We start from the raw sequence: 24,732 nt of genomic DNA, 5'->3' as shown, positions 1-24,732 counted from the left end.
TGGAGTTGTGCAACAGTTACCCTTGTTATGCACAGTTATTATTTTAAATGTTCTTCTACTTCTTCCTTTGTAGATAATAAATCAGAAGAATGTTCTTTCCAATCTATATCTCTTCTTATGTCAATATCTTTACAATAATATTGACCATTGGCAATAAAACTTTTCATTCCTCTTTTATATAGTATTTGAGTACTGCAAATTTTTGGAATTACATTTTTCTCAATTGCTTCAGGAGTTAATACAACGTTTACACCAAAATATTCTGTTTGTACACTTGGGTACATAATTCCACTTACTTCAGGATGTAACAATGCTAAATTTGTGTATGCTGCACTTATTTTATAATCTTCAGGATTTGTTACTTTTTTTGAAAATTCGTTACTTATGAATTTCAAAAATTCTAGATGAAATTCTAAATCTTGAGGTTCTAAATTATGCTCTTCAAGGAATCTCTTTTGTTTTTCAAAAGATTGTGCTATTTCTGGATTATTTTCAAGTGCATATTCAGAAAAAACAACTTCTACTACAATTAATTCTTTTTGGGTTTCCCATCTACTAACTGTATACAATTCACCCTCTTCACAATCATTTCCAGGATTTCGAAAAAGATGCGAAGTCTCTGCTATTGCTGTAAGCCTTTGTTTGTCAATTAATGATGTTTCAACTGCACCATAGAACATAACTTGATGTGGTATATTTGCCCTACCAAAAGAAGTTAGATGTTTCTCAATAACTTCTTTATCTTTTATATATCCAAGTTCATCGATGTGTGTGAATAATTTATCGCCTTTATTAGGTCTAACTCTATCGATGTTAGTATTAACTCTAAGCTTTGCTAAAGGAAGTGGTATGAATTTAATACCATTTTTCAACAAATCGTAAATTTCTTCATATGTAACTTCGGTCAGTCTATTTGAATATTCTTTTAATTTTTCAAAAGCTTCATATTTATCCATATAGTTTTTCAATAATTGTGCATAACGGGAAACGCATTGGCGAAGTGGCGGATAAATTGGACGAAAAGTTCAATTTAGCAGTAACGTAGCCGATGTGTTTCCACAGAAGCTAAATTATTGAAAAAAGCTGAATGTGGAACACATTCGGCGGGAAAAAAGCACAAAAGTTGAGTTTTGCACTTACCCCGCCATTTTGCCAATGCGATGTTAGTGGCAGTTTTTTTTAATAAAGTTTTTGTTTATAGTCTATTTTAAAAATTTCTAATTCAAACGTTTTTATTTTTTCAAGTATTTCTTTTTTAATACATAGAAACATTGGTAAATCTTCGGAAGTTGTTAAACACCAATCTAAATTATCTGGGAAAAGATATGTTGAATAATCAAAACTTAAATTTTCTTGCAGTTCAATATATTCTTCAATGCTGATTCCATTATATTCTTGTTTGGGTTCTTTTTCAAAAGGAAATCTGTAAGCATCTTCTATGAATAAATTCAACGATTGATGTTCTGATATTTTTTTGATACTTGTTGCTAAAGCTTTTATACTTTTCTTATGAAGTATTTCAACAGCTGGGGTTTCCTTTATATTATTTAGAATTTTGTAATTGAGTTGGGTGTTGAATTTTTTTGAAATGTAATTAAGGTTAACTTCTTTAAATAAATTTTCTTTATCTGGATTTAGAAAAAGGTCGAAATTTCTTTCAATTTTAATTCTCTTGTTTATTTGTTCAATTGTTTCATTTTGTTCAGGATAATCTTCAAAAGGAAAGTCTTCAATTATTCCAACTTTCCAATGAATTAAAAAATATTCATCAAAAATATTTGGAATAATGTCATTTAAAGAGTTCCATTCATATACTTCTTTCCTATTTTCAAAATGATTTTTAATCCATTGAAATTTATCCATTTTGTTTTTCTAAAATTGCCACTAACATTGTTTTTTCACGAAACTGATCTAGCTTTTGTTTCGTAAAAAATCACCTATATCTGCATTTCGTAAAATTAAAAACAAATATAATTATTTTTTTGTAAATTAGACACTTACTAAAATAAAATTCATGTATCACGAAGTAATTTGATGTAAAATGTAATAATGAATGTATGGATAGCGAAACAATTCTAAAAACGTTGCAAAATCGATTAAAATTACAACGATATGCAAACAATACCATAAAATCGTATTGTGGTTACGCTCAAGTTTTCTTAGAGCAGATGGAAAAATACAATAGATTAGATGAAATTCCTATTTCAGAAATCGAATTGTTTATCAATACAAAAGTAACTCAAGAAAATATCAGTGTTTCCTATCAACGTTCTTTGGTTGGGGCAATTAAAAAAGTATTTGAATTAGTTGAAAATCAGAAAATCGAATTAAATTATCTTTATCCAAAACGAAAAGTTAATAAATTACCAACTTTCTTTTCTCAAGAAGAAGTACGAAATTTATTAAATGCAACAGAAAATTTAAAACATAAAGCTATTCTTACAATAATCTATAGCTGTGGATTGCGACTAAGCGAATTGATAAATTTAAAAATTGCAGATATAAAATCAGAAAGTAATTTACTTCTTATTCGTCAAAGTAAAGGTAACAAAGATCGTATAGTTGCTTTGCCAGATAAACTTTTGCTATTATTGAGAGAATACTATAAGGTTTATCAACCTAAAGACTTTTTGTTTGAAGGCGCAAAAGGCGATCAATACAGCGAAAGAAGTGTCCAATTAATTTTAAAAAACGCTATGAGTAAAGCTGGCGTTTTATCAAAAGGCAGCGTACATACATTAAGACATTCCTATGCTACTCATCTTATAAAAAGTGGAATTGATGTTCGTGTAGTTCAAGAATTATTAGGTCATAACGACATTAGAACTACCATGATTTATACGCACATTACAGATATTGATAAAAAATCTACACCAAGTCCTTTAGATTTTTTGTGATAATTTGTAAAATCTAACATATTATTTTATCTCAACAACCTTCACCACTTCACTTTTCAATACTTTAGTGCCTGCCTCATTATAAGTCTGTTCTACCGTAACTTTAATTCTGTCGTATTGTGGAATTGGAAAGTTTAATAACTCACCAATATTTTTGTACCCGAATGCTTTTGCTAAAAGAGTGATGTGACGGGTGCTATATTTATGTTTTTCACGATAATTTTCAACATTACCAATGAAACTTTTCGCTAAACCCATTTTAAGACTAAGGGTTTCTTGTGAAAACTTTTCCTTTATTCTTAGTTTCTTAATATGTTGGATTAACTCAAAATCAAATTGAGTAGTTTCAAATTCAAAATATTTTATCATTTTATTAAAATATTTTACACCAATATATTGGTGTGTTAAAAAATATTGTTATATTTGTATTAGCGATTTGATAATTAGACTTTTGATAGTCATAATTAAACGATGTGACTCGATTCCAAAACGACCAATTTTCCATCGAGAACACCGTGAAATTGCTCCATGTCTCAAAAGTTTTGTACTTTCGTATATGGCATGTGAGCGGTTCTCACGTTAGCTTTAGGTGGAAACTTTATTATCCTCGGATTTTAAAGACGGGTTTGGTCGCCCATGGATCTAAGGTGTGAGACTGCTCCTTGCTTTTTTTGCAAGTATATCTTCATACACGAGAAACATCGTTCCATAAAACCCAACACAAAATGAGAACGAAACAATTTCCATTCATCCGTAAAAAACCACCAGACAAAGTCTGTTCGTTTTTTCCATTCTTTTAAAGAACAATTCTCCGTTTTATAACATTTAACGGAACGTAAAGAAAAGGTTCCCCTTTCTTTACTCGCTCTCTATCTGAGCCTCGGTAATGAGACTTTGACAGTTAGGTTATACTCTTTTTTTCGCAAATTAAAAGTAAACCCTTTCATATCATTTTCCAAATTTATTGGGGCTACTACCTGTTATTTAGATATGAGACGTGAGTTTATAGTATTGAGAGGATTGTAGTATGTAATAAGTAGTATGTAAAATTTATTTGACATTAAGGTCAAGAATGAGATTCTTCGACGGGTTCCTTTAGATTTGAAAATCTTAAATTGTAGTATAAAAAGAAGAGAAAAGAGTTTGAGTACACTATAACGAGTTCAGAGCTATATAATCTCATATTCTGATTAAGACTCAACTCTTTCTTATCAAATTCTCAAATAGAAATTCGGGTTAAAAACCCATTAGTAAGGAATCGAGTTATTGATAAGTTTCTCTTCTCATTAAATTCAAATTTATGGAAAAAATTGTTATTGGTATTGATGTGAGTAAATTAACTTTAGACATCTGCATTCAAGAAAATGGAGTGAATCGTTTTGATACTATTGCTAATACTGAAAAAGCTATCAAATCTTTTTTGAAACAATTTGTTAAGAGACAAAATATTCTAATTGGAATGGAGAATACAGGGAGATTTAACATCCTTCTTTACAACAACATAAATATGTAGATTTATTACTCTCAAATAACATAGCTATAAGTATGACAGAAAAAGGTGATCCCTATGAAAATGCAATGGTAGAAAGGGTTAATGGAATAATTATAATGGAATTTAATTTATATGAAAGCACATTAGGTTTTGATCAGACAAAAATTAAAATTACTAATAGTATTAAAACTTATAATGAATTAAGACCACATGCAAGTTGTGATTATTTAACTCCAAATGCTGCGCATTTGCAGTCAGAAAAATTAAAGAAAAGATGAAAAAACTATAATAGAAGTTTTAATTATCAAAACTCTCTTGTATAGTAAATTTAGGATTAAGATCAATTGGTGTATAACTATAATAGGATTTATTTAAAAACATGTATAGTTATTTTAGGACGGGTCAAACACGTTAGAAGGTCCCAAGATAAAGGCAGGATGAAGGCAGGATGAAGGCAAAATAGTGGCAGTAGAATGTATGTAAAAGATTTTTGTAGTTCAGGGGTTGTAATAATTGCCAAGTTGTTTTTATACAAAAAAATGTTTAGTGGAAAACAAAAGGATATCATTTTTAAAGTTTCAATGAATTTAAACTCGTCTTTTGAGCAATGATAATCTTTAAATTTCATTTAAAAAAGTAGATTTTAGTGTTGTACTATGTAATATTTATAATGTATTAAGTAAAATGCATTATGTATTTGTGAGAGGCTGGAATTTTCAAGGCTTCGAAATAACACAAAATCACTTTTTGAATACAAATATAAAATGAAGTAGATTACCAAAATAACCTTTGAGAATCATTTAAATCGTAAGAACACATGACCAAAAACAGTATTTCCACTTGATATTCAGCACAATGACCAAGACGATTCAAACCTCTAAAATAAGTATCATTTGATGCTATTCTGAAATAAACTCAGAATGATAAAATCCGTAAAACGTTAAGCGTAGAACGTAAAACTTAATAAAACCTATGTTTCTATTGTGATTAGAATATTCATTTTTTATTCGGTATTCTTCTTGATGGGGCACAACAACGATGTAAAATTAACCCTTAGACAAGCAAATTAACTAGAAGTGACGAATAATGAACCTAATTGGTTATCCATTAACCTAAATGGAGGTTGTATGCACTAAAATGCATTTTTTCTGTATCGGTTGTGTATCCTCGCTGTATCGATTCCGTATCCATTGTATATCCATTGCGTATGGTTTGTTCGGTGCTCGTGTATCGAAAGGTTGATTACCATTTAGACAAAAAAAGTAACTATTCAACTAAAAAAGTCAATTTATTACATAAATGAGACGCAACAATTTATTTCTTCAAAATCTTAAAACTATGTTGATTCGAATTTATTTTAACGAAATAAACGCCAGAAGTAAGATGTTCTAAATTTATCTGCGAAACAGCTGTTCGAAACTTCTTTTCATAGACCTGTATTCCTGTTTCGTTATATATAGAAATTGTAGGTTGTTTTAAAATCTGCGAAAAATGAAGGTTTCTCTTTACTGGATTTGGGTACACTTGCAAAGTTGAAATAGTATGATCTGTTGTAGTCAACTTCTCTTGTGCTTGAGAAAAATGTAATAAAGTCGCCAAAGCTCCTTTCGCTACTTCTGTCAAATAATTCAAATCTAAATTAGCTATTATATCTTGAGCAGTATGTGCATAGGGCGTTTCATTCTTTTCGAAAAGTCCAGTTATTGGATAACCAACTGCCTGAAAAGGCATATAATCGGAACTATAAGCATTCGAAATTTCAGTTTTTAGAGTTGTATACAAGGGAAAAATATTCGACATTTGATTAGTCAAATCAGAAGAAGCTGCATTATTTGATGTTGGATTACTTTCATCTTGCTCACAAACAATTGTTGAATTTACTTTATTCGCCACTCCTCCTACCTCATCAATATTCAGAACAGCTTTAATGTTTAAATTCTGAGGAACTGCAATTTGATTGACATATGTCTGACTTCCTATTAAACCGCGTTCTTCTCCTGTAAAATGAATAAACTTGATCGAATAATCAGTATCGATATCTTTAATTAATCGAGCAATTTCTAATAAAGTAACCGTTCCCGATCCATTATCATTCGCTCCAGGTCCATTTAATGTATCATAATGACCATCGATGATAATAAATTTATCAGGATATTTTTTTCCAATTTTAGTTATGATTAAATTATTTCCAACATTTCCAAAAACATTTACAGATTGCTGCTCTATGTTTGAATAGCCATATGCAATATAATAAGATTTCAACCAATCAAAAGCATTATTATGCGCAGAAGAACCGACAGTTTTGATTCCGAAATCTTGAAATTTTTGTAGCTTTTGATGAACAGAATCATATTTAACTTGATCTACTATCGATTGATAAAACGGATTTAACTCTTGTGCAGCCGCATTAATAGAAAAAACAAATAATGGTAGAAATATATACTTCATATTCTCTAAATTAATTAATCAACAGTAAAACGTAAAAGATTAAAAATTATTCAAAATAGTTTTTAATTCTTCGATACTTTCTGTTGCATTTTTCTTGATATGCGTAATAGATGAATTGGTATAGGTATCTGATGGATCGATATAGATAATTGGGACATTTGTTTTTGCATAATCTTTGAGCGAAGCAGCTGGATACACTTGCATCGATGTTCCAATAATTACCAAAATATCTGCCTTTAAAACCTCATCAATCGCATTTTCTATTTCCGGAACCATTTCGCCAAACCACACAATATGCGGACGAAGTTGATTTCCATCTTCAGCCAAATCTCCAAGTTTGATATCTTTATTCCAATCAATAATTTGATTCTCATCTTTTTCGCTTCGCGCTTTTCTCAATTCGCCATGCAAATGTATTATTTTAGAAGAACCTGCTCTTTCATGCAAATCGTCTACATTTTGAGTGATAATTACAACTTCAAAATCATTTTCTAACTCTTTCAAGAAATGATGCGCTGCATTGGGTTCTACTTCGAATAATTGTTTTCGACGTTGATTATAGAATTCTTGAACCAATTTTGGGTTTCTTTGATAACCTTCAATCGAAGCGACTTCCATAATATCATGATTTTCCCACAAACCATTCACGTCACGAAAAGTAGAAATTCCACTTTCAGCACTAATTCCAGCTCCGGTTAAAACAACTAACTTCTTTTTCATTTCGAATGTATTAATTGAAGTAAATATAACTTTATAAAACAACAAAACTCCATTTATAGAAATGGAGTTTCGGTTTTATTTTATTTTTTTAAGTTCATCTAATTTGACTAGACACATAATACTAAATGTTGCAAACATGGTCAACATAAGAATTGCTGCATTAATTATCATAAGCTTTGTTTTTGGGTTATTAATTTGAATTAAAGTTACTTCAAATCATTTCTTTCGAAAAGTATTTCATTAAGAAATAACGACTTAACTCGCTTATTTTTAATGAATAAACTTTAGCCTCAAAGTATAAAAAAACCTCAATTGGGAACAACTGAGGCCTTTCTCTACTAAAACTTAAGTACCATGAAAACTCAACTAACTTATATAAAGACTAGTACTTGCCTTAGATTCATCAAACGATATACCAAATTATATTTCAGCATGTTAAAAAATAAAAGCAGCCAATAAATTGACTGCTTTAAATAATTTGTATTTAAAATATACTTAGAAAGTGTATTTATTTTCTTTGATTAAAAGATCCGCAATTTCAGTTTTCAAGTTAACTACGTTTGGATATTCGTTGTAACGTGTAAATCTTCTTAAACCAGACAACATCATGCGTTGCTCATCTCCTTCTGTGAAAGAAACAATTCCGCGTGTCGCTTCTGTTTTAATAATTTCTACTGATTTGAATAATTGTAATTGAACTAATTTTTCTGCATTTTTCACTGCATCAGCACCTTTTACATTCGCAATTTTCTCTGCACGTAACATCGCTGATTCAACCATATAAATTTCTTGCATAATGCGAGAAGCCGCAATAATCAATTGTTGATGTTGTTCTAATTCTGCACCAAATTTTTGCAAAGCAGAACCTGCAACCATAAAGAACGCTTTCTTAAGATTTGTGATGATCTCTTTTTCTTGCGCAAATAATTCTGAATAATCTGGAACATCAAACGATGGAATAGACATTAATTCGTTCGCCACATTCATTGCAGGAGACATTAAATCTAATTTTCCTTTGAATGCGCGTTTTACTAACATCGAAACACATAATAATGTATTGATTTCGTTCGTTCCTTCGTAAATTCTCGAAATACGCGCATCTCTCCAAGCTGCTTCCATTGGCATTTCTTTCGAATATCCCATTCCTCCATAAATCTGAATTCCTTGATCGGCAGAAATTTGAGCTGCATCAGAAATCCAAACTTTTAATATAGAAGCTTCGATCGCATATTCTTCAATACCTTTTAATTCCGCTTCATTATGAGGCATTCCTTTTGCCATGTTATCTTCAATTGCATCTTGCACATCTTTCGCCGCACGATACGCACCAGCTTCTGAAGTAAACGCAGAAACAGCCATATCAGCTAATTTCTCTTTAATCGCACCAAATGTATTGATTGACGTATTGAATTGTTTACGCTCTGAAGAATATTGTAAAGAATAATCTAAAATACGACGTTGCGCATCTAAACACGCTGCTCCTAATTTGATACGACCAACATTCAATGCATTCATCGCAATTTTGAAACCTCCATCTCTTTCTCCTAAAAGATTTTCAACCGGAACACGAACTTCGTTAAAGAATACTTGACGTGTTGATGAAGAAACAATTCCTAATTTATCTTCTTCTTCTCCTAATGAGAATCCAGCACCAGCTTTATCTTTTTCTACAATGAAACCTGTGATATTTTTATCATCATCGATACGTGCAAAAACAATAAATAAATCTGCAAAACCTGCATTTGTAATCCACATTTTTTGACCTGTGATGATATATTCTTTACCATCTTCTGATAAAACAGCTTTTGTTTTTCCTGAATTTGCATCAGAACCTGCTTCTGGCTCCGTTAAACAGTAAGATGCAAACCATTCTCCTGTTGCTAATTTTGGTAAATATTTTTGTTTTTGTTCTTCTGTTCCGTACAATAAAATTGGCATTGTTCCAATTCCAGTATGTGCTCCAAAAGCTGTTGCTAACGAACCTGTTGCTCCTGAAATATAGTCACACACTAACATTGTTGTAACGAATCCCATTCCCATTCCACCATATTCTTCTGGAACAGAAATTCCTAATAATCCTAATTCACCAATTTTACGCATTAATTCTTCAATCAACGCATAATCTTTTTTCTCAATTTGGTGTTTCTTAGGCACTACTTCTTTATCGATAAACTCTTTTGCAGATTGCAAAATCATTTGTTGTTCTTCTGATAAATCTTCGTAAGTGAAAATATCATTATAAGAGGCATCTTTAATTAAATATTGACCTCCGATTAATCTATTTGGATTTGTAGACATATTTTTTGTTGTTTAGATATTAGATTTTAAAATTGAGAAGTTAGATAAATTTGAAATCTATCATCTAACCTCTCAATTCTATATATTATTTTAGATATTCGAAAATTGAAGCTGCTCCTTGTCCTGTACCAACACACATGGTTACCATTCCATATTTCGCTTTACGCGCTTCCATTTCATGTAACAATTGCACGGTTAATTTCGTTCCCGAACATCCAAGTGGATGCCCTAAAGCAATTGCACCTCCATTTACATTGACGATATCAGGATTAAGATTCAACTCGCCCATAATTGCAACTGATTGAGAAGCGAACGCTTCATTCAATTCGATTAACTGAATATCTTCTAATTTCATTCCTGCTTGTTCTAACGCTTTTGGAATTGCAAACAAAGGTCCCATCCCCATAATACGAGGCGCTAAACCTACCGTAGAATACGCAACCAAACGAGCAACTGGCTCAAGACCTAACTCTTTCACCATATCTTCTGACATCACCATTACGAAAGCTGCTCCGTCCGACATTTGAGAAGAGTTACCTGCTGTAACCGAACCTCCTTGTGCAAAAACAGGACGTAATTTTGCTAAACCTTCGATTGATGTATCCGCACGTGGCCCTTCATCCACTTTAAAATCAATTTTCTTCGTTTGAACTTTTTCTTTATCATCTAAGAAACTATATTCAACATCAATCGGAACGATTTGAGAAGCAAATTTTCCTTCAGCATTTGCTTTTAATGCTTTTTGATGCGAATTGAATGCAAATAAATCTTGGTCCTCACGAGAAACTTTAAATTCTTTTGCAACTTCTTCAGCTGTTAATCCCATTCCCCAGTAATAATCTGGATGATCTTTGGCTAAATCTGTTTCTGGAATTGGTTTGTAACCTCCCATCGGAATATACGACATCGATTCTGCACCACCTGCGATGATACATTCTGCCATTCCTGTTCTAATTTTAGCAGCTGCCAACGCAATTGCTTCTGATCCTGATGCACAGTAACGATTTACTGTAACTCCTGGAACTTTGTCTGTGTCTAATCCCATTAATGAGATAAGACGTGCCATATTCAATCCTTGTTCTGCCTCTGGCATTGCACATCCTACGATTAAATCATCAATACGTGCTGGATCTAAAGTTGGATAATCTTGCATTAAGCGCTTAATTACTGTAGCTGCCATTTCATCTGGACGCGTAAAACGCAATGTTCCTTTTGGCGCTTTTCCTACAGCTGTTCTATATCCTGTAACTATATATGCTTGTTTCATTTTATTAAAAAATTTAGATGTTAGACATTAGATGTTAGATATTAGATTTTAATTTTTGTTGAAATACATAATTCATTTTTTGAATTTCATTTAATAATAAAATAATGTGCTCTACTTTATCTTTTTTCAATAATTGCAGTTCTATCCCTAAAATTAATTGAGTCATTAATTCATAAGAAGAACCATTTGCTATAGATAAAAAATGAATGAATTCTTTATTCGAGTTTCTTCCTGCCCCCTCCGCAATATTAGAAGGAATTGAAATTGTTGCTCTCTTGATTTGACTTATCAAACCAAATTTTTCATCTCGAGGTAATTCTAAACAAATCAAGTAAACTTGTTTCGTCAACTCAATCGCTTTTTTCCAAATTATTAAATCCTCAAGCTTATGCATCTCAATACTAATATCTAAAATCTCAATACTACAATTTTAATTACGCAACGGTTTACCTGTTTTTAACATATGTTGAATTCGCTCTAATGTTTTTCTTTCTCCACAAAGAGATAAGAATGTTTCGCGCTCTAAGTCTAACAAGTATTGTTCTGAAACATAAGTTGATTCAGATAAATTACCACCTGTCATTACATATCCTAATTTATTCGCAATTAAACGATCATGATCCGAAGCAAAACGTCCAGCAACCATAGAGTCTGTTCCGACATAGAACATTCCCATCGCTTCTTTTCCTAACACTTCTACTTTACGTTGAATTGGTTGTGTGTAACCTGCTTCTGCCAAAATAATTGCATGTTTCTTCGCTTCTGCAATTTGACGTTCTGCATTTACCACTACAATATCTTGCTCACGAATAATTCCCATATTCTTCGCTTCATAAGCTGAAGTTGCCACTTTCGCAGTTGCGATATTCATGAAATTATCACGTAAATGATTTACTTTTACATCATCTTTTAAAGCGAATTCAGTTGCACGGCGCGCAAATTCTTTCGAACCTCCACCACCTGGGATTAATCCAACTCCAACCTCAACCAAACCAATGTAAGTTTCGGCAGCAGCTACAATTTTATCCGCATGCATTGACATTTCGCAACCTCCACCAAGCGTCATTCCGTGAGGAGCAACAACAACTGGAATAGATGAATAACGAACACGCATCATTGTATCTTGGAACATTTTGATTGCCATATTCAATTCCCACCAATCTTGTTCTGCAGCCATCATCATAATCATGGCTAAATTAGCACCAACAGAGAAATTATCTCCTTGGTTACCAATTACAACTCCACGATAATCTTTTTCTGCTAACTCGATTCCTTTATTGATTCCTTGTAAAACTCCTCCTCCAAGAGAATTCATTTTAGAACGGAACTCAATATTGATGATTCCATCTCCTAAATCTTGAATAGATATTTCTTGGTTTGACCAGATTTCATTTGTTTTTCTGATGTTATCTAAAATAATAAATGCATCTTGACCTGGAATTAATTCGAATTGTTTTGATGATTGATTATAGAATAATTTCTTACCATTTTCGATTTTATAAAAAGAATCTGCACCTGAAGCAGCTAATTCTTTTACCCAATCCGAAACCTTGAAACCTTCTGATTCTACTAATTGAATTCCGTTTTGTAACCCAACCAAGTCCCATGTTTCAAATGGACCATATTTCCAAGCGTAACCTGTTTTTAAAGCGTCATCAATTGGATAAAGTACATCTGTAATTTCTGGAACACGTTGAGAAACGTAAGCGAATAATGAAGCAAAATGTTTGCGAATCAATTCTCCAGCCTTACCAGAATCTTTCAATAAAACACCTAATTTATTACGCATAGATCCTGCATTTTTAGCAGTTTCTACAGCTGTAACTTTTGCACGTTCCATTGGACGATACTCTAACGTATCAAGATTTAAGGCAAAACGATTGGTATTCCCTTCTTTATCAATTTCTTTATAATAGAAACCTTTTTTCGCTTTATCTCCTAAGAATTTATTTTCGATTAAGAAATCCAAGAATTTTGAATCTTTCAAACCTTGGATCATTTCGTCATTTGGCGCATTTTGCTGTAAACCTTTTGTTACATTATATGCTGTATCCAAACCAACCAAATCACCCAATTTGAATGTTCCCGTTTTTGGACGACCCAAAATAGAACCTGTCAAAGTATCAACTTCTTCAATCGTTAATCCAATTTCTTGCGCCAATTCCATCACTTTCGCCATCGAGTAAACTCCTACTCTATTCCCGATAAAACCTGGCGTATCTTTACATAAAACTGGTGTTTTACCTAAAAATAAAGATGCATAGTTTTGGAAAAACTCAACAACAGATTTATCTGTTTGAGGAGTTGGAATAATTTCGAATAATTTTAAGTATCGTGGCGGATTGAAGAAATGCGTTCCACAGAAATGTTTCTGAAAATCTTCTGAACGACCTTCAGCCATCAAATGAATTGGAATACCAGAAGTATTAGAAGTGACTAAAGTTCCTGGTTTTCGGAAGTTATCTACACGCTCGAAAATTGATTGTTTAATATCCAATCTTTCGATCACAACCTCTATTACCCAATCCGAGTTTTTAATCTTCTCGAAATCATCATCAAAATTCCCTACAGTTATACGAGAAGCAAATGCTTTGTCATAAATTGGTGAAGGATTGCTTTTTAAAGCAGCATCTAAGTGAGTTTGAGCAGTTCTGTTACGAACTACTTTACTCTCTAAAGTAAGTCCTTTCGCTTGCTCTTGTGGTGTAAGCTCGCGAGGAACCATATCTAACATCAAGACTTCGACTCCGATATTTGCAAAATGACATGCAATACCAGAACCCATCACTCCTGATCCTAATACAGTTACGTGTTTAACGTGTCTTCTCATAATTGTTTTTAAATATTTTTTTGTCCGATATTAATTGGTTAATCTTATAAATCACTTCCAAGAAAATTTGCATTTTCTCTGGTTCGATGTGATTATTAATTGATTCATTAAATTGCAAAACAAAATGTTTTGAAATATCTCTCATTCTTAATCCTTCTTCAGTCAAAGTGATCAACACACTTCTCCCATCTTCTGGATTTGGTTTTCGAACGATAAAATTTCTTGCTTCTAAGTTTTTTAATGTTCTCGACAAGCTTGTTGGCTCTATTCCCATCTTTGGTCCTAGCGACGTACTTGGCGTACCTCCTTTCGGATCTATTGATAATAATGTAAAGGCATACACCATTGTAGAATCGTAAGCAACTGCTTGCTCATTATACATTTTCTGAACTGACAACCATGTTGAACGCAATAAATAATCTATCGTTAAATCTTCTCTTAACATATTTTAGTGTATGTCTAACAAATATAATCTTTTTTTATTATGCAAGCATAACAAAGTTTTAAAATTTAATTTTGTTTAACAAATAATGATTCAATTTACTATTTATCAATGAAATGTAACTTTAAATTATGATTAATAAAATAAATAGTATGATTAAATAATACTTAAATTTATTCCATTATTAAAAAATTGACTGTAGTAGTGTAAAAATACGTCATATTTAGTATCGAAAATAAATATAATGTTGGTTTTATATTATAAATAAATAAGATTGTTTAATCTCTTTTCAACGGCATACATTCGTAGAAATTTTAAAATACTGCTTATGGAATCAAACCATACGATGAACAAAGTAACAGCGGCAACGCTATTAATCGCATTTGGAATCATTTACGGTGATATTGGAACAAGTCCTTTATATGTAATGAAAGCGATAATTGGCGAGAATCGCGTGATTGAAGAGAGCATTGTCTACGGAGGCGTATCATGTGTTTTTTGGACTTTGTGTTTTCAGACTTCTATCAAATATGTATGGTTGACACTAAAAGCGGATAATGATGGCGAAGGAGGAATTTTTTCTTTGTATTCATTAATCAAGAAAAAAGGTAAAAACCTAATTATTCCAACCATCATTGGAGCTTCTGCTTTGCTCGCCGATGGAATTATCACTCCTCCCGTTTCCGTCTCTTCTGCTGTTGAAGGACTACGAATGCTAAACGGACTCGAAAATCTACCTACTATACCTATTGTCATCTTTATCCTTTCGATGTTATTTTTCTTCCAACGATTTGGAACAAATAAAGTAGGAAAAATATTTGGACCATTTATGGTTTTATGGTTTACAATGCTTCTAGGCTTAGGAGTTTTACATATCGTACATCATCCAAGTATCATCAAAGCATTAAACCCTTATTACGCGTATAACTTGTTAATGAATTATCCTCACGGATTCTGGATTCTTGGCGCTGTATTCTTGTGTACAACAGGTGCTGAGGCATTATACTCCGATTTAGGACATTGTGGTCGAAAAAACATTAGAATTAGTTGGTTGTACGTTAAAATTTGTTTAGTAACAAACTATTTAGGGCAAGCAGCTTGGTTAATGCACCAAGACAACCCTATGTTAGACGGTAGAAATCCTTTCTACGAAATGATGCCAGATTGGTTCTTGATCCCTGGAATTTGTATTGCCACAGGTGCAGCTATTATTGCATCACAAGCTTTGATTACAGGATCTTTTACATTAATCAATGAAGCGATCAACTTAGGTTTCTGGCCAAGAACATTAATTATTCAACCAAACGAACACAAAAGCCAAGTTTATATTCCTACAATCAATTTTATGTTATGGGCTGGCTGTGTCTTTATCGTTCTATATTTCCGAGATTCGTCCCATATGGAAGCCGCCTACGGTCTTGCCATAACGGTTACCATGTTAATGACGACTTTCTTGTTATCCTATTACCTTAATTATTATACAAAATTCAACAAAGTATTTATTGTGGCAATTTTGTCGATATTCGTAGCGATAGAATCTTCTTTCTTCGTAGCAAATGTTGTCAAATTTGTTGATGGTGGCTATTTAGCATTATTAATGGGATGGTTGTTCTTTGTAATAATGTATTGTAGTTTTTACGGAAAAATCCTTAATTCACGAAACTTAGAATTCGTTAAAATAAAGCGCTACGCAAATGTATTAACAGAATTGAGCGAAGATAAAACAATCAATAAATACTCTACTTTCTTATTTTACTTAACGAAATCTACGAATCCAAAAAATATCGAAAAATATAGCATTCAATCTATTTTATCAAAACGCCCAAAACGTGCAGATGTCTATTGGTTTGTAAACATTAACCGAGATAGTGAACCCTATACGTTGAGTTATAAAATATTGCCAATTGTCGATCAAAAAATATATCGAATTACATTTAATGTAGGATTTAGAGTTCAGCCAAAAACAGAACAATATATCAAAAAAGTAATCAACGATATGTATGCAAATGGAGAATTAGAGTTAAAATATCTGAGTACATGTTTGAAAAAATACAATCAAGATCCTGACATGAAATTTGTTTTGATTGAGAAATTTCCTTCAATTGAAACTAAATTAAGTATGAAAGAATTTTTCACGCTAAAAGTTTATTATTTATTAAAGAAAATAGAATTCAACATTCCGAAATCTTTTGGTCTAGAAAAGAACGACGTTGTTATAGAACACATTCCTCTTTATATGCACAAACATAATATTGACGATTTAAAAAGAATTCAATAAAAAAATAGAAATCCTGAAATAATTTTTCAGGATTTTTTTTGTAAATATTTTATAGATTGATAATTATCAAATAATTTTTATAAATTTATATCAATCAACAAAATAAAATATTTATAAAAAATTAAATTATGTTCGAAATTTATCAAGACAAAGCAGGAGAATATCGTTTTCGTTTGAAAGCTAAAAATGGACAAAATATTTTGGCAAGCGAAGGTTATAAACAAAAAGCAAGCTGCGAAAACGGAATTGAATCTGTTCGCAAAAATTCGCAAGATGATTCTAAATACGAATTAAAAGAAGGTGCTTCTGGTAAATGGCATTTCAATTTAAAGGCAACAAATGGACAAGTAATTGGGACAAGCCAATCGTACGAAACTGAATCTGGCGCTAAAAATGGAATTGCTTCTGTAAAAACAAATGCTGCTGATGCAGAAATAAAAGAAGTAGGAGGTTAATTACAAACCGTCATAAAAAGCTGAAGCCTTGGATAAATCCAAGGCTCAACCTAATTAACACTAATATGAATTAACACTAAAAACTTATGAAGTAAAATAATGTTCAACTTTATTTTAGATGCGATCTAAGCATCCAAGCAGTTTTTTGATGTTGTTCTAATAAACCAACTAAGAAATCCGAAGTTGATATATCATGAAACTCATCAATTTCTACTACAGCCTGCGCCAAAAAGTTAATAATAACTTCGTGATCGTGTAGTAAATCAGCAATAAAACTTAAACTATCTTTGTTTTCTGTTTTTCTTGTTTCTGATAAATGAGCTAACTGCAAATACTCTGCCATAGTTGCTGGTGCATAAACATCTTTTTGACGAATTTTTTCTGCAACATCATCTATAACAATTTGTAACTCGTTATATAACGATTCAAAATACACATGTATTGTCTGAAAATCAGGACCTTCTACATTCCAATGTGCATTTCTTGTTTTTAAGTATAAAATATGTTCATCAGCTAATAATTTAATTAAAATATCAGCGATTTTTTGTTTTTTTTCTGGCGATAATAATTTCATATGATTAAATTTTATATTGTCTATTTGATTAACTTTACTAATGCAAATATAGAACCAGAAAACGAATGAATTATAGATTTATCAAATCTTATTTCTATTCTTTTATAATTAAAAACTATGAACGACTCGAATTAACTTAAAATAAATAATAATGTTTACTTAAAAACAGAATTACTATTTTTGATAAGGCAAATTTATAGTGGTTTTTTCAATTAGAGCCATTTTTAAAAGTTAAAAATTAATTAAATTTCTATGAAAAAGTTTCTTTTATTTATCATTTCTTTAACCCTAAGCAATACTGCTTTTTCTCAAATTAATCAAAATCAAACGCTTAATAATAATTGGCGTTTTGGAGGTGGTTTGGGACTATCTTTTGGGAATAACAGTTATTTTGGGTTTAATATTTCTCCAAGTGTTGGATATATGGTTGCAAACAATTTAGAATTGGGTGCGACAGCAGGTTATCAGTATGCGAAAGATGACTATGTAAAGCAAAATTTGTTTAATGTTGGTCCTTACATTAACTTTTTTCCAATCGAAAACATTTTCTTGAGAGCCAATTATATGTACTACACAGGAAAACAAAAGTACAACGATCGTACGCCATATTACAACAGTATTTATGAAACTGACATGGACGAATCTGCGTTATGGTTGGGAGCTGGATATCAATCGAGTGGACCAGTAAGATTTCAAGCTGGTGTGATGTACAATGTTTTATATAAAGAAAACGAAAGTATATTTTCTTCAGGATTACAACCTTTTATGGGTGTTTCAATCGGATTATAAGTCATAAAAAAAAGTCCATCTAACAATTGTTAGATGGACTTTTTTTATTTATTTCAATTCGTCTTTTAAGAATTTTCCTGTTACACTTTTCGGATTCTTAATGATTTCTTCTGGCGTTCCTTCTGCCACAATTTTTCCACCTTTACTCCCTCCGTCTGGACCAATATCAATCACATAATCAGCTAATTTTATCACATCCAAATTATGTTCGATAATGATAACAGTATTTCCAAATTCTACAATTTTATTGATTACTTTCATCAACACATTTACATCTTCAAAATGCAAACCTGTTGTGGGTTCATCTAAAATATAAATTGTTTTTCCTGTTTGTTTTTTGGCTAATTCTGTTGCTAATTTCACACGTTGCGCTTCTCCTCCACTCAATGTTGTCGACTGCTGCCCAAGCGTAATGTAACCCAAACCTACATCTTGCAACATTTTTACATAACGATATATTTTCGGAATCGCTTCAAAGAATTCTACCGCTTCATTTACCGTCATTTCTAACACATCCGAAATCGATTTTCCTTTGTAACGAACCTCCAACGTTTCACGATTAAAACGTTTACCATTACATGTTTCACATTCGACATGAATATCTGGTAAAAAATTCATTTCAATCACACGCAAACCTGCTCCCTGACAAGTTTCACAACGTCCACCTTTTACATTAAATGAAAAACGTCCAGGCTTGTAACCTCTAATTTTGGCTTCAGGTAAATTTGTAAACAACGTACGAATATCAGAGAAAATTCCCGTATAAGTCGCGGGATTAGAACGAGGCGTACGACCAATTGGCGACTGATCCACTTCGATTACTTTATCCAAATGCTCTAAACCTTCGATTTTTTTGTAAGGCATCGGATCTTTTTCTGCTCTAAAAAAATGTTGATTCAGAATTCTGTACAATGTTTCATTAATCAACGTTGATTTTCCAGAACCTGAAACACCCGAAACCACAACTAATTCACCCAAAGGAATGGTAAGATTTACATTTTTTAGATTATTCCCTGATGCTTCAAAAAGTCTCAATTCTAATCCATTACCTTTTCTTCGTTCTTTTGGAACTTCGATTTGCAACTGATTGTTTAAATATTTTGATGTTAATGTATTTGATTTCAACATTTGTTCCGGCTCACCTTCCCAAACGATTTGACCGCCATTTTTTCCTGCTTTTGGTCCAACATCAACTACATAATCCGATTCCAAGATCATGTCTTTGTCGTGTTCTACAACCAAAACCGAATTTCCGATATCGCGTAATTTCTTCAACGAATCAATCAATCTGACATTATCGCGTTGATGCAAACCAATACTTGGCTCATCTAAAATATACAATACATTTACCAGTTGAGAACCAATTTGAGTTGCCAAACGAATTCGCTGCGCTTCGCCTCCAGAAAGGGTTTTCGAAGAACGATTAAGACTCAAATAATCTAATCCGACATCTAATAAAAAAGATAAACGCGTATAAATTTCTTTCAGAATCTCGTGCGCAATTTGTTGTTGATTCGACGTCATCGAAACTGGCGCATTTTCAATCCATTTTTGCAACGATTGAAGATCCATTTCTGCAACTTCACCTATATTTTTATTGTCAATTCGGAAGAAAAGAGATTCTTTTTTAAGACGTTTTCCTTCGCAAGTTGGACAAATAACTTTCTTACCAAACTTTTTGCTAATCGAACTTGAAGACGGATTATTTTTATCTTCCATTATTTCAGAAAGAAATTCATTCAATCCTTCAAAATCGATTTTATATGTTTTTTTGACTGATGCAAATTTAAGATCGACATTCAAAGTTTCTTTCAAACCATTCATTACATCATCAATTAATGCTTGAGGAAGTTTTTTGAACGCTACTTTCTGGTCTATATTATGTTTGACAAAAATCGCTTCTAATTGTTTTTCTATTCGAGAAGATGATTTTAACGCTTCAAATAATTCTTCCAAATTATCAAACAACGATTTGTCTTGATCTTGAAATAATTTTTCGTGATTAACCACTTTCAACTCACCTAGACCTGTACACGTCGGACAAGCACCTTTTGGTGAATTGAACGAAAATGTATTCGGTTCTGGCAACGCATATGACATTCCTGTCGACGGACACATCAACGAACGAGAAAAGAATTTCGTTTCATTGGTTTCGTAATCCAAAATCATCGTAATCCCATTACCTTGTTGCATTGCATGATCGATACTTGAACGCAAACGTTGATCATTCACCTTATCATTCAACAACATTTTATCCACCATCAATTCGATATCATGCGTTTTGTAACGATCTAACATCATTCCAGGCGTAATATCTTGCAACTCGCCATCAATGCGCATTTCAAGAAAACCTTTTTTAGAATATGTCACAAAAACCTCTCGATAATGACCTTTTCTTGAACGTACAATTGGTGCTAAAATCGCAATTTTCTTTCCGCTGTATTGCGCACGAATCAATTCAATGATTTGCTCTTCTGTGTAAGCAACCATTTGTTCATTTGTTTCGACTGAAAAAGCCGTAGAAGCACGCGCATACAACAAACGAAGAAAATCATAAATTTCTGTAATTGTACCAACAGTGGAACGCGGATTTTTATTGGTCGTTTTTTGCTCAATTGCAATAACAGGCGACAAACCATCAATTTTATCAACATCTGGACGTTCTAAACCTCCCAAAAATTGACGTGCATAAGCTGAAAAAGTTTCGATATAACGACGTTGTCCTTCTGCATAAATCGTATCAAAAGCCAACGAAGATTTCCCACTTCCACTTAAACCCGTGATTACCACAAGCTCGTTTCGAGGAATCTTTACATCAATATTTTTTAGATTATGTTCACGTGCACCGTAAACTTCAATAAAATCTTTGTCCATGTTCGTTTGTAAGAAGTTGCAAAAATACAAAAAAAGCCACATTACTGTGGCTAAGTGTACTTTAAAAATTGTTAATTCTTAAGTATTTATTGTTTTTTAATTGGTATATAAATTCGAGAAATTAGTTTTAAACTATCTGTTTCCTTCGGATCATTTAACATAATTTCTAATTGTTTTGTATCCAATTGTAATTTTTTAGATTTTGCATAATTCTTCATTTTCTCGATTGTTTGCGCACGTTTAGAACGAGGTCCTAAATGCAATGTTAACAAATAATCTCCACCAGGAACAACCACTTTTTTCATCTCTTTTTGTAAAGGCAAATCTTCTATTAATTGTATTCCAGCAAAAAATGTTGTCTTATCTTTTTCTTTATCAAAATCAGTAAAATAGACATATGGGAAACCTAAATCGAAATCAAAACCACCTTCATCTTTATTCATTAACGATTTATAAATCACCTCAAAAGCACCATCTACTTTATCCATTATATCTTTTTCCGCTAAACTTGATTGTTTACGAATCGCTAATAAATTTGTTCGACCTAATTCTACAATTCGATATTCACCATAATTCAATCGTCCTTCTTTTTGATCCTTATCTAATCTAACTTTCACTTTTTGATTTAGGTTATCCAAAGATTTTTCAAATTTAGATTCAGGATTTTTGAAAAAAGCAAAATAGCGGTAGAAATAAGGAATTTCTTGACTTAAATAATTCAATTTTGCAGTTGTTTTCCCATTTTCTTGTTGTTCAAATTTGACATTCAAACTATCTAATTTTTCCCAACCATCATATTTTATCGTATAATTAACGAAACGATTAATCGAAAAATTTTCAATCGTTACTTTTCCTGAAGCAATTGAAGCATCTTCTGAATCCCATATCATATAATTTTCGTCCTCTTCTTTTGTATTCGAAAATTTCTTGATTGTCAAAGAATCCGAAGCTGTAAATTGTTGCCATTTCGAGAATTGACGAAGATTATAAAATTCGTCGTACACCAAACCAACAGGTGCATCAAATTCATATTGCATTTCTTCGTCGAAACGATTCGGTAAAACGATTGGTAATAAAGCCAAAACCGCAATAATGATTACTAAAAAAAGATTTATTTGTTTCATTTACAAAATTGATTGTACAAAAATAGAAATACTTTGTAGGACTCTTAATATTAATCTGAATTAATCTTTTAAAAATAGTATATTTGAGTAAATAATATAAACTTATGGACTTTACAAATTTAATTCAAGGTGCAATGGGACAACAAATTGTTGGTTCTGCTGCAAAACAATTAGGGATTAATGAATCTCAAGCTCAAACTGCTGTTGCAGCAGCTGTACCTTTTTTATTGTCTGCTTTAAATAAAAATGCACAAGGCGGAGGTGCTGAAGGAATTTCGAATGCTTTGAATCAACATGACGGGAGTATTTTGGATAATCTTTCTGGATTTTTAGGTCAAGGAGGAAACCAACAAGATGGATTAGGAATTTTAGGTCACGTTTTAGGAAATAAACAACAAAATGTAGAATCTGCAATTTCTCAACAATCTGGATTGAATACAGCACAAGTTACTCAAATTTTAGCGTTAGTTGCGCCAATTGTAATGGGCTACTTGGGTAAACAAAAACAATCTGCTGGATTAGATTCAAATGGGATTGCTGGTTTATTAGGCGGTTTAGTTGGTGGTTCTACAACTCAAACAAACCAAAGCGGAGTAAATTTAGGAGGTTTCGAAAAATTGTTAGATCAGGATGGTGATGGACAATTAGGAATTGGAGATGCCATGAGTTTATTGGGTGGATTTTTCAAAAAATAAGTCTTGTCTTAAACTGAATAAAAATACAAAATTTATTAAGCAGGAAATTTTCCTGCTTTTTTTGTTTCAAAAATTATCAACCTATATATTCTAAGTATTCGAAATTATCAAATTCATAAATATTAAAAGTTTGATTTAAAAAATATATTATTTTATTTGTTATTTATTATAATTTTATCAACAATAAAACACAAATAGCATGGATACTTTATTTTACTCAGAAAAATTCATTCAAAGAATTAAATCAAAAAACCCTAACGAAAAAGAATTTTTACAAGCAGTTGAAGAAGTTTCCGAAACCATTTTACCATTTGTAGAAGAAAACCCTAAATACAAAAAGTTCAAAATTCTTGAAAGAATTGCAGAACCAGAACGTATTATTCAATTTAGAGTAACTTGGGTTGATGATAAAGGCGAAATCCAAATCAACAAAGGTTATCGTGTACAAATGAATTCTGCGATTGGTCCTTATAAAGGTGGTTTGCGCTTTCATCCATCTGTTAATCTTTCTATTCTTAAATTCTTAGCTTTTGAACAAGTTTTCAAAAACAGCTTGACAACTTTACCTATGGGTGGCGGAAAAGGTGGTTCTGATTTTGATCCAAAAGGAAAATCGGACATGGAAATTATGCGCTTCTGCCAATCTTTTATGAGCGAATTATCTCGTCATATTGGTGCAGATGTCGATGTTCCTGCTGGTGATATTGGCGTTGGAGGACGAGAAATTGGTTATTTATTTGGTCAATACAAACGAATGCGAAACGAATTTACAGGTGTTTTAACTGGAAAAGGATTAGAATATGGTGGCTCTTTGATTCGCCCAGAAGCTACTGGTTATGGTTTATTATATTTTGTAGAATGTATGTTAGCCGAAAAAAAAGAAACCTTAAAAGGAAAAACAGTTTCTATTTCTGGTTCTGGAAATGTTGCACAATATGCTGCTGAAAAGTCTCTGGAATTAGGCGCAAAAGTGGTTACACTTTCTGATTCTTCTGGATATATTTATGATGAAGACGGTTTTGATACAGAAAAACTAAATGTCATTTTCAAAATTAAGAATGATGATTACGATAGAATTTCAAAGTATGTTGATTATTATCCAAACGCTAAATTTTTCTCCGACCAAAATCCTTGGAAAGTTCCTTGTGATATAGCTTTGCCATGTGCAACACAAAACGAATTGGATTTACAAGATGCGCAAACTTTACATCTCAATGGTTGCAAATTGGTTGCCGAAGGTGCTAATATGCCAACAACTCCCGAAGCGGTTCATTATTTTTTGGATCATCAAATTTTATACGGTCCTGGAAAAGCTGCGAATGCTGGTGGTGTTGCAACTTCTGGATTGGAAATGTCTCAAAATTCGATCCGTCAAAATTGGAACAGAGAAAAAGTAGATTATCGATTAAAAGAAATTATGATAAAAATTCATCACCAATGTAAAAAATATGGAAAAGGTGAATTTCAAGAAAATATAAATTATTACAAAGGCGCTAATATAGCTGGTTTCGTAAAAGTTGCCGATGCTATGATTGCTCAAGGAATATAA

The 24,732-nt window shown here is 32.0% G+C and carries 21 protein-coding genes; 8 read left to right on the top strand and 13 right to left on the bottom strand.

The window, feature by feature from the left end:
- Window positions 1-38: 38 nt before the first annotated feature.
- Entirely contained in the window at window positions 39-956 is a 918-nt protein-coding gene (locus B3J26_RS14385; RefSeq protein ID WP_291074925.1) for a hypothetical protein, read from the bottom strand.
- Between the two features lie 223 nt (window positions 957-1,179).
- The gene (locus tag B3J26_RS14380; RefSeq protein WP_291074923.1) at window positions 1,180-1,863 is read right to left on the bottom strand and encodes a hypothetical protein; all 684 of its coding nucleotides are present in this window, start codon (window positions 1,861-1,863) and stop codon (window positions 1,180-1,182) included.
- Window positions 1,864-2,057: 194 nt separating this feature from the next.
- Here B3J26_RS14380 and B3J26_RS14375 point away from each other — a divergent pair, with 194 nt between their 5' ends.
- Window positions 2,058-2,897: a tyrosine-type recombinase/integrase gene (locus B3J26_RS14375; RefSeq protein WP_221854646.1), complete on the top strand. Its 840-nt coding sequence runs from the start codon at window positions 2,058-2,060 to the stop codon at window positions 2,895-2,897.
- A gap of 21 nt (window positions 2,898-2,918) precedes the next feature.
- Here B3J26_RS14375 and B3J26_RS14370 read toward each other — a convergent pair whose 3' ends face one another.
- Window positions 2,919-3,266: a helix-turn-helix domain-containing protein gene (locus tag B3J26_RS14370; protein WP_260544314.1), complete on the bottom strand. Its 348-nt coding sequence runs from the start codon at window positions 3,264-3,266 to the stop codon at window positions 2,919-2,921.
- Window positions 3,267-4,197: 931 nt separating this feature from the next.
- On the opposite strand from B3J26_RS14370, the gene B3J26_RS14365 reads away from it, so the two are divergent.
- Together B3J26_RS14365 and B3J26_RS14360 are read left to right on the top strand one after the other, a co-directional pair.
- Entirely contained in the window at window positions 4,198-4,410 is a 213-nt protein-coding gene (locus B3J26_RS14365; protein WP_291074921.1) for an IS110 family transposase, read from the top strand.
- Between the two features lie 20 nt (window positions 4,411-4,430).
- Window positions 4,431-4,667, top strand: coding sequence for an integrase core domain-containing protein (locus B3J26_RS14360; RefSeq protein ID WP_312193913.1), 237 nt, complete (start codon window positions 4,431-4,433; stop codon window positions 4,665-4,667).
- 1,036 nt (window positions 4,668-5,703) lie between these two features.
- On the opposite strand, the gene B3J26_RS14355 is transcribed toward B3J26_RS14360, so the two are convergent.
- The 7 genes from B3J26_RS14355 to B3J26_RS14325 form a co-directional block, all read right to left on the bottom strand.
- A complete protein-coding gene (locus B3J26_RS14355) occupies window positions 5,704-6,837 on the bottom strand; it encodes a M28 family peptidase (RefSeq protein ID WP_291074918.1) in 1,134 nt (377 codons plus the stop codon).
- A gap of 39 nt (window positions 6,838-6,876) precedes the next feature.
- Window positions 6,877-7,557 carry an SIR2 family NAD-dependent protein deacylase gene (locus B3J26_RS14350; RefSeq protein ID WP_291074916.1) on the bottom strand — a complete coding sequence of 227 codons (681 nt, stop codon included), beginning with the start codon at window positions 7,555-7,557 and terminating at the stop codon, window positions 6,877-6,879.
- 495 nt (window positions 7,558-8,052) lie between these two features.
- A complete protein-coding gene (locus tag B3J26_RS14345) occupies window positions 8,053-9,855 on the bottom strand; it encodes an acyl-CoA dehydrogenase family protein (RefSeq protein ID WP_291074914.1) in 1,803 nt (600 codons plus the stop codon).
- 85 nt (window positions 9,856-9,940) lie between these two features.
- Window positions 9,941-11,122 carry an acetyl-CoA C-acyltransferase gene (locus tag B3J26_RS14340; protein ID WP_291074912.1) on the bottom strand — a complete coding sequence of 394 codons (1,182 nt, stop codon included), beginning with the start codon at window positions 11,120-11,122 and terminating at the stop codon, window positions 9,941-9,943.
- Between the two features lie 34 nt (window positions 11,123-11,156).
- The gene (locus B3J26_RS14335; RefSeq protein ID WP_291061215.1) at window positions 11,157-11,516 is read right to left on the bottom strand and encodes a four helix bundle protein; all 360 of its coding nucleotides are present in this window, start codon (window positions 11,514-11,516) and stop codon (window positions 11,157-11,159) included.
- Window positions 11,517-11,552: 36 nt separating this feature from the next.
- On the bottom strand, window positions 11,553-13,952 hold the full coding sequence (locus B3J26_RS14330; protein WP_291074910.1) for a 3-hydroxyacyl-CoA dehydrogenase/enoyl-CoA hydratase family protein: 2,400 nt from the start codon (window positions 13,950-13,952) through the stop codon (window positions 11,553-11,555).
- Window positions 13,936-14,397, bottom strand: a complete 462-nt coding sequence (locus B3J26_RS14325) for a MarR family winged helix-turn-helix transcriptional regulator (protein ID WP_125350256.1) — start codon at window positions 14,395-14,397, stop codon at window positions 13,936-13,938. The genes B3J26_RS14330 and B3J26_RS14325 overlap by 17 nt, the downstream gene beginning before the upstream one ends.
- 325 nt (window positions 14,398-14,722) lie before the next feature.
- Here B3J26_RS14325 and B3J26_RS14320 point away from each other — a divergent pair, with 325 nt between their 5' ends.
- The gene (locus B3J26_RS14320) at window positions 14,723-16,672 is read left to right on the top strand and encodes a KUP/HAK/KT family potassium transporter (RefSeq protein ID WP_221854639.1); all 1,950 of its coding nucleotides are present in this window, start codon (window positions 14,723-14,725) and stop codon (window positions 16,670-16,672) included.
- Window positions 16,673-16,800: 128 nt separating this feature from the next.
- The gene (locus B3J26_RS14315) at window positions 16,801-17,127 is read left to right on the top strand and encodes a YegP family protein (protein ID WP_125350254.1); all 327 of its coding nucleotides are present in this window, start codon (window positions 16,801-16,803) and stop codon (window positions 17,125-17,127) included.
- Window positions 17,128-17,236: 109 nt separating this feature from the next.
- Here B3J26_RS14315 and B3J26_RS14310 read toward each other — a convergent pair whose 3' ends face one another.
- Window positions 17,237-17,701, bottom strand: coding sequence for a Dps family protein (locus tag B3J26_RS14310; RefSeq protein WP_125350253.1), 465 nt, complete (start codon window positions 17,699-17,701; stop codon window positions 17,237-17,239).
- A gap of 252 nt (window positions 17,702-17,953) precedes the next feature.
- On the opposite strand from B3J26_RS14310, the gene B3J26_RS14305 reads away from it, so the two are divergent.
- The gene (locus B3J26_RS14305) at window positions 17,954-18,490 is read left to right on the top strand and encodes a hypothetical protein (RefSeq protein WP_280037607.1); all 537 of its coding nucleotides are present in this window, start codon (window positions 17,954-17,956) and stop codon (window positions 18,488-18,490) included.
- Between the two features lie 48 nt (window positions 18,491-18,538).
- Here the strand turns inward: B3J26_RS14305 and uvrA are convergent, their stop codons facing one another.
- Together uvrA and B3J26_RS14295 are read right to left on the bottom strand one after the other, a co-directional pair.
- Window positions 18,539-21,364, bottom strand: a complete 2,826-nt coding sequence (uvrA, locus tag B3J26_RS14300; protein ID WP_291074908.1) for an excinuclease ABC subunit UvrA — start codon at window positions 21,362-21,364, stop codon at window positions 18,539-18,541.
- A gap of 86 nt (window positions 21,365-21,450) precedes the next feature.
- Entirely contained in the window at window positions 21,451-22,488 is a 1,038-nt protein-coding gene (locus B3J26_RS14295) for a GyrI-like domain-containing protein (RefSeq protein ID WP_219034942.1), read from the bottom strand.
- A gap of 104 nt (window positions 22,489-22,592) precedes the next feature.
- Between B3J26_RS14295 and B3J26_RS14290 the strand changes: the two genes are divergently transcribed.
- Window positions 22,593-23,183, top strand: a complete 591-nt coding sequence (locus B3J26_RS14290; RefSeq protein WP_180905983.1) for a DUF937 domain-containing protein — start codon at window positions 22,593-22,595, stop codon at window positions 23,181-23,183.
- Between the two features lie 199 nt (window positions 23,184-23,382).
- Window positions 23,383-24,732, top strand: coding sequence for an NADP-specific glutamate dehydrogenase (gene gdhA, locus B3J26_RS14285; protein WP_221854634.1), 1,350 nt, complete (start codon window positions 23,383-23,385; stop codon window positions 24,730-24,732).

The organism is Empedobacter sp. UBA5987, from assembly GCF_002429865.1.
In the GTDB taxonomy this organism is placed as follows: domain Bacteria; phylum Bacteroidota; class Bacteroidia; order Flavobacteriales; family Weeksellaceae; genus Empedobacter; species Empedobacter falsenii_B.
The sequence above is the reverse complement of the archived record's forward strand: the minus strand, read 5'-3'. Positions and strand labels throughout refer to the sequence as shown.